The sequence below is a fragment of the Kitasatospora sp. NPDC052896 genome (genome assembly GCF_044547075.1).
Lineage (GTDB): Bacteria > Actinomycetota > Actinomycetes > Streptomycetales > Streptomycetaceae > Kitasatospora.
Genome location: NZ_JBITZU010000058.1, coordinates 1 through 7,194 on the forward strand (window position 1 = coordinate 1; position 7,194 = coordinate 7,194).

General features: G+C 74.4%; 1 protein-coding gene. It reads left to right on the forward strand.

The window, feature by feature from the left end:
- Positions 1–7,194, forward strand: a 7,194-nt coding sequence (locus ACIGXM_RS37175; RefSeq protein WP_396568549.1) for an SDR family NAD(P)-dependent oxidoreductase, incomplete at both ends; no start/stop codon positions are given.

Here is a 7,194-nt window from a genome sequence, read left to right on the forward strand (position 1 = left end):
GCGTCGTCAGGAGGGTGGTCTGGAGCGGCTCTTCGCTTCCCTGGCCGAGGCCTGGGTGCGTGGCGTCCCGGTCGACTGGCAGTCCTTCCTGACCCACGAGGGCACTCGCCGGGTGGACCTGCCCACCTACGCCTTCCACCGCGAGCGGTACTGGCTGGAGTCGGACGGAACGGTCGCGGCGGTCGAGGCCCCGGTCGACGCGGTGGACGCCCGCTTCTGGGAGGCCGTCGAGAGCGGTGACCTGGAGGCCCTGTCCGCGACCCTCGACCTGGACGGAGACCAGCCGCTGAGTTCGGTGCTGCCCGCGCTGTCGGCCTGGCGCCGGCAGAGCCGCGAGCAGAACACGGTGGACGCCTGGCGCTACCGCGACAGCTGGAAGCCGGTCACCGAGGCCGCTTCGGGCGTGCTGTCGGGGACCTGGCTGGTGGCGGTTCCCGCCGGTGCCGCCGAGGACCCGACCGTGTCGGGCACGCTGGCGATGCTGGCCGGGCGGGGCGTGGATGTCCGCCAGGTCGAGCTGGAGGTCACCGACCGTGCGGTGGTGGCCGGGCTGCTGGCTGCGGCGCTGGACGGCACGGCCGCTGTCTCCGGTGTGCTGTGGCTGCCGGTGACCGACGGGGATCCGGCGCTTACCGCGACTCTGGTGCAGGCGCTGGGCGACGCGCGGATCGACGCGCCGCTGTGGTGCGTGACGCGCGGTGCGGTGTCGACGGGCCGGTCCGACCGGCTGGTGAACCCCGCGCAGGCGCGGGTGTGGGGTCTGGGCCGGGTGGTGGCTCTGGAGCACCCGGAGCGTTGGGGTGGTCTGGTCGACCTGCCGGAGACGGTCGACGACCGGGTTCTCTCGCGCCTGGCGAGTGTGTTGGCCGGCGTCGCGGGTGAGGATCAGGTCGCGGTCCGGGCGTCGGGTGTCTTCGGTCGTCGTCTGGTGCGGGCGTCGCGTGGCGAGGCGGTCGCGTGGCGGCCGTCCGGCACGGTGCTGGTGGCCGGTGGTACGGGTGCGCTGGGTGCTGAGGTGTCGCGTTGGTTGGTGCGCAACGGTGCCGAGCGCTTGTTGCTGACCAGTCGGCGTGGCCTGGACGCGCCTGGTGCGGCTGAACTGCGTGATGAGCTGGCCGAGTTGGGTGCTGACGTCACGGTTGCCGGGTGTGATGTGGCCGACCGTGCGGCGCTGGCCGCGCTGCTGGCGTCGCTGGAGCACCCGGTCACTGCCGTCTTCCACACGGCCGGTGTGCTGGACGACGGTGTGGTGGACGGTCAGACCGTCGAGCGCTTCGCCGCCGTGGCCCGTCCGAAGGTGGACGCGGCCCGCAACCTGCACGAACTCACCCATGACCTGTCCGCTTTCGTTCTCTTCTCCTCGATGGCGGGTTCGGTCGGCAGCGCCGGCCAGGCCAACTACGCCGCCGCCAACGCGTTCCTGGACGCGCTGGCCGAGCAGCGCCGGGCCGACGGCCTGCCGGCCACCTCGATCGCCTGGGGCGCCTGGGCCGAGGCGGGCCTGGCGACCGAGGAGCTGATCGCCGACCGGCTGCGCCGTGACGGTGTGGTCGGCATGGCCCCGGCGCTCGCGATCACCGCGATGCAGCAGGCCCTGGACCACGGTGACGTCGCCCTGACGATCGCCGACGTCGACTGGGACCGGCTCGCCGCCGAGTTCGCCGCCGTCCGTCCGAGCCGCCTCTTCGACGAGGTCCCGGAGGTCCAGCGCCTCCGCGCGGCGGCCGCCGAATCGCGGACCGAGGGCGCCACGGCCGACGCCGGCTCCTCGCTGGCGCAGCGCCTCGCGGGGCTGTCGCGGGTCGAGCAGGGTCGTGCGCTGCTGGATCTGGTGCGGGCGCAGGTGGCGGCCGTGCTGGGTTACGCCGACGCGACCGCGGTCGAGGGTGGCCGGGCGTTCAAGGAGCTGGGCTTCGACTCGCTGACCGCCGTCGACCTGCGCAACCGTCTCAACGCGGCCACCGGTCTGCGGTTGTCGGCGACGCTGGTCTTCGACTACCCGTCGGCGACCGCGCTCGCCGACCACCTGCGCACCGAGCTGCTCGGCCACCAGCCGGTGGCCGGGACGTCCCTGCCCACGGTCGCCGTGGCGGACGACGAGCCGATCGCCATCGTCGCGATGAGCTGCCGCTTCCCCGGCGGGGTGACCTCGCCCGAGGAGCTGTGGCAGCTGCTCGTCGCGGGCGGTGACGCGGTCGTGGACTTCCCGACCGACCGTGGCTGGGACCTCGACTCGCTCTTCGACGACGACCCCGAGCAGCTCGGCAAGGTCTACACCCGCAAGGGCGCGTTCCTCCGGGACGCGACCCGGTTCGACTCCGCGTTCTTCGGCATCAGCCCGCGTGAGGCGACCACCATGGACCCGCAGCAGCGGCTGCTGCTGGAGACCTCGTGGGAGGTCTTCGAGCGGGCCGGCATCGACCCGGCCACGCTGCGCGGCAGCCAGTCCGGCGTCTTCATCGGCACCAACGGCCAGGACTACATCTCGCTGCTGGCCGACGGCCAGGAGGGGATCGAGGGCCACCGGCTGACCGGTACGGCGACCAGTGTGATCTCCGGCCGGCTCTCCTACACCTTCGGGCTGGAGGGCCCGGCGGTCTCCGTCGACACGGCCTGCTCGGCGTCGCTGGTCGCGCTGCACATGGCGGTGCAGGCGCTGCGCAACGGCGAGTGCTCGCTGGCGCTGGCCGGTGGTGTGACGGTGATGTCCACGCCGGACCTGTTCATCGAGTTCAGCCGCCAGCGCGGGCTGTCGGTGGACGGTCGGTGCAAGGCCTTCGCCGGTGCCGCGGACGGCACGGGCTGGGGCGAGGGCGCGGGCATGCTGCTCGTCGAGCGGCTCTCCGACGCCCAGCGCAACGGGCACCCGGTCCTCGCCGTCGTTCGCGGCAGCGCCGTCAACCAGGACGGTGCCAGCAACGGTCTGACCGCCCCGAACGGCCCGTCCCAGCAGCGGGTGATCCGCCAGGCGCTGGCTTCGGCCGGGCTGACGGCCGACCAGGTCGATGCGGTCGAGGCGCACGGCACCGGCACCAAGCTCGGCGACCCGATCGAGGCGCAGGCGCTGCTGGCCACCTACGGCCAGGAGCGGCCGGAGGGCCGTCCGCTGCTGCTCGGCGCGGTGAAGTCGAACATCGGCCACACCCAGGCCGCGGCCGGCGTGGCCGGTGTGATCAAGATGGTCATGGCGATGCGGCACGGCGTGCTGCCGAAGACGCTGCACGTGGACGAGCCCACCCCGCACGTCGACTGGACGGCCGGTGCGGTGGAGCTGCTGACCGAGGCCACCGAGTGGCCGCGGACCGGTGCGCCGCGCCGGGTCGGCATCTCGGCCTTCGGTGTGAGCGGGACCAACGCGCACACCATCCTGGAGCAGGCGCCGGAGCTCGCGGAGCAGCCGGCCGTCGAGGCGTCGGTGGCGCCGTCGGTGCTGCCGGTGGTGCTCTCCGCGAAGAACGACAGCGCCCTGCGGGCCCAGGCGCGGGAGCTGCTCTCCCACGTCGAGGCCGACGCCGAGCCGCGCCTCGCGGATCTCGGCTACTCGCTGGCGACGACGCGCGCGGCCTTCGAGCAGCGCGCCGCGATCGTCGCGGGCGAGCGGGCGGCGTTGCTGGCCGGGCTGGCGGCGCTGGCCGCGGGTGAGTCGGCGGCGGGTGTGGTGCGGGGCTCGGCCGTCGAGGGTCGGCTCGCCTTCCTGTTCACCGGTCAGGGCAGCCAGCGGCTGGGGATGGGCGCCGAACTCTACGGCGCGTTCCCGGTGTTCGCGGATGCGCTGGACGAGGTGTTCGCGCACCTGGACCAGTACCTGGACCGTCCGCTGCGCGAGTTGATGTTCGCCGCCGAGGGCGAGTCGATCCACGAGACCGGCTTCACGCAGCCGGCGTTGTTCGCGATCGAGGTGGCGCTGTTCCGCCTGGTGGAGTCCTGGGGTGTGCTGCCGGACTTCCTGGCGGGTCACTCGATCGGTGAGATCGCGGCCGCGCACGTCGCCGGTGTGCTGTCGCTGGCGGACGCGGCGAAGTTGGTGGCGGCGCGTGGTCGGTTGATGCAGGCGCTGCCGTCCGGTGGTGCGATGGTGGCGGTGCAGGCGGCCGAGGACGAGGTGTTGCCGCTGCTGGCCGGTCGCGAGGCCGAGTTGGGCCTCGCGGCGGTCAACGGGCCGACGTCCGTGGTGCTTTCGGGTGCCGAGGCGGCCGTGCTGGAGGTCGCGGGCAGGCTGGCTGAGCAGGGTCGCAAGACGAAGCGGCTCACGGTGAGCCACGCGTTCCACTCGCCGCTGATGGACCCGATGTTGGAGGAGTTCCGGGCCGTCGCGGAGTCGCTGGAGTTCCACGCGCCACGGATCCCGATCGTCTCCACCCTCGACCAGTCCGCCGACCTCACCACCCCGGACTACTGGGTGCGCCACGTCCGTGAGGCCGTGCGCTTCCGCGACGCCGTCGCGACCCTGGAGCGCGAGGGCGTCCGGACGTTCGTGGAGCTGGGTCCGGACGGGGTGCTCTCCGCGATGGGCCAGGACTGCGCCGGCACGGAGGACGTCGCGTTCGCGCCGGTGCTGCGTGCCGACCGTCCCGAGGTCCGCACGCTGACCACGGCGCTCGCCCAGGTGTACGTGCGCGGTGTCGCGGTGGACTGGTCGGCCGTTTACGCGGGCATCGGTGCCCGCCGGATCGACCTGCCCACCTACCCCTTCCAGCGCCAGCACTACTGGCCCGAGCGACTGCCCACCGGCACGGGCGACGTCACGGCCGTCGGCCTCGCGGTGGCCGGCCACCCGCTGCTGGGCGCGGCGGTCTCGCTCGCCGCGGCGGACGGGTTCCTGTTCACCGGCCGCCTGTCGGTGCGGTCGCACCCGTGGCTGGCCGACCACGCCGTGATGGGCTCGGTGCTGCTGCCGGGCACCGCCTTCGTGGAGCTGGCCGTCCGAGCCGGTGACCAGGTCGGTTGCACGGTGCTGGAGGAGCTGACGCTGGAGGCGCCGCTCATCCTGCCCGAGCACGGCGCCGTCCAGGTTCAGCTCTCCGTGGAGGCCGCCGACGAGTCGGGCCGCCGCGCGGTGAGCCTGCACTCGCGGCTGGAGGACGCGCTCGCCGAAGACTCGTGGACCCGGCACGCCACCGGTGTGCTCGCACCCGGCACGCGTGCCGACGAGCCGTCGTTCGAGCTGACCGAGTGGCCGCCGGCCGGTGCGGTCGAGGTCGACGTGACGGACCTCTACGAGCGGCTGGCCGCCGCCGGCTTCGGCTACGGCCCGGTCTTCCAGGGCCTGCGCGCCGCCTGGCGCCTGGGCGAGGACGTCTGCGCCGAGGTCCGGCTGCCGGAGGCCGCGCACGGCGACGCCGCGCTGTTCGGCCTGCACCCGGCGCTGCTGGACGCCGCGCTGCACGCGGTCGGCATCGGCGACATGCTGGACGAGAACGGCGGCGGGCGACTCCCGTTCGCCTGGAACGGGGTGACCCTGCACGCGGCCGGAGCGGCGGCGGTGCGGGTGCGGATGTCCCCGGCGGGCCGCGACACGGTCTCGCTGGTGCTCGCGGACGAGTCGGGCCGGCCGGTGGCCTCGGTCGACTCGCTGGCGATGCGCGAGGTCTCCGAGGAGCAGGTGCGCGCCGCCCGTGGCGGGTTCACGGAGTCGTTGTTCCAGGTGGAGTGGGTCACGCTGCCGGTGCCGTCGGCGTCGGCAGCGGGCTGGGCGGCACTGGGCGAGGACGTGCTCGGCTCGGGCGCCGAGGCGTTCGCCGACCTGGCGGCGCTGGGTGCGGCGGTGGACGGCGGTCTGGCCGCCCCCGACGCGGTGTTGCTGACGCTGGACGCCGCCGACGCGGCCGACCCGGCCGAGGCGGTCCGGTCCGCGTTGCACGGGGTGCTCGCCGTGGTCCAGGACTGGCTGGCGGACGACCGGTTCGCCGCCTCCCGCCTGGTCCTGGTGACCCATGGCGCGGTGGCCGCCGACGAGGCCGGGCCGCAGGATCTGGCGCACGCGCCGGTGTGGGGCCTGCTGCGCTCCGCGCAGTCCGAGAACCCGGGCCGGTTCGTCCTGCTGGACCTGGACGGCCAGGACGCCTCGCTCCGCGCGCTGCCCGGGGCCGTGGCCTGCGGGGAGCCGGAGCTGGCGATCCGCGCGGGCGAGGTCCGGGTGCCGCGGCTGGCGCGGGTGGCCGCGGCCGTCGAGCCGGCGCCGGTGTTCGATCCGAGCGGTACGGTCCTGGTGACCGGTGCGTCGGGCATGCTCGGCGCGCTGGTGGCCCGCCACCTGGTGGCCGAGCACGGGGTGCGGAGCCTGCTGCTGGTCTCGCGGCGTGGCGCGGACGCGCCGGGTGCGGCCGAACTGGTCGCCGAGCTGGGCGCGTCGGGCGCTTCGGTGACGGTCGCGGCCTGCGACGTCGCGGACCGGGAGGCGCTGGCGGGTGTGCTGGCAGCCGTGCCGGCGGAGTTCCCGCTGACCGGTGTGGTGCACACCGCTGGTGTCCTGGACGACGGGATCGTCTCCTCGCTCACCCCCGAGCGGCTCGACACGGTGCTGCGTCCGAAGCTGGACGCGGCGCTCAACCTGCACGAACTCACCGACGGGCTCTCGGCGTTCATCCTGTTCTCCTCGGCCGCCGGCACCTTCGGTGGTCTCGGCCAGGGCAACTACGCGGCCGCCAACGTCTTCCTGGACGCACTGGCACGGCAGCGCCGGGCCCAGGGCCTGCCGGCGACCTCCCTCGCCTGGGGCGCCTGGGCGAACGGCGGCATGATCGGCAGCCTCGCCGAGGTCGACGTCCAGCGGATGAGCCGCGGCGGCGTCCAGGGCATGTCCGCCGACGAGGGTCTGGCGCTGTTCGACGCCGCCTGCGCCACGGATGCCGCCATGCTCGTGCCGATGCGGCTCGACCTGGCCGCGCTGCGTGCCGAGGCCGTGGCGGGCACCCTGCCGCCGCTGCTGCGCGGACTGGTGCGAGGGCCGGCGCGGCGCGCCGTCGAGGCCGGCCGGTCGGGGGCGGCCGCCGGTTCCTCCCTGGTGCGCACGCTCAGCGCGCTGCCGGCGGGGGAGCGGGAGGCCGCGCTGCTCGACCTGGTGTGCGGTCGGGTGGCGGCGGTGCTGGGTTACGCGGACGCGACCGCCGTGGAGGCCGGTCGGGCGTTCAAGGAGTTGGGCTTCGACTCGCTGACCGCGGTCGAGCTGCGCAACGAGCTGAACGGTGTGACCGG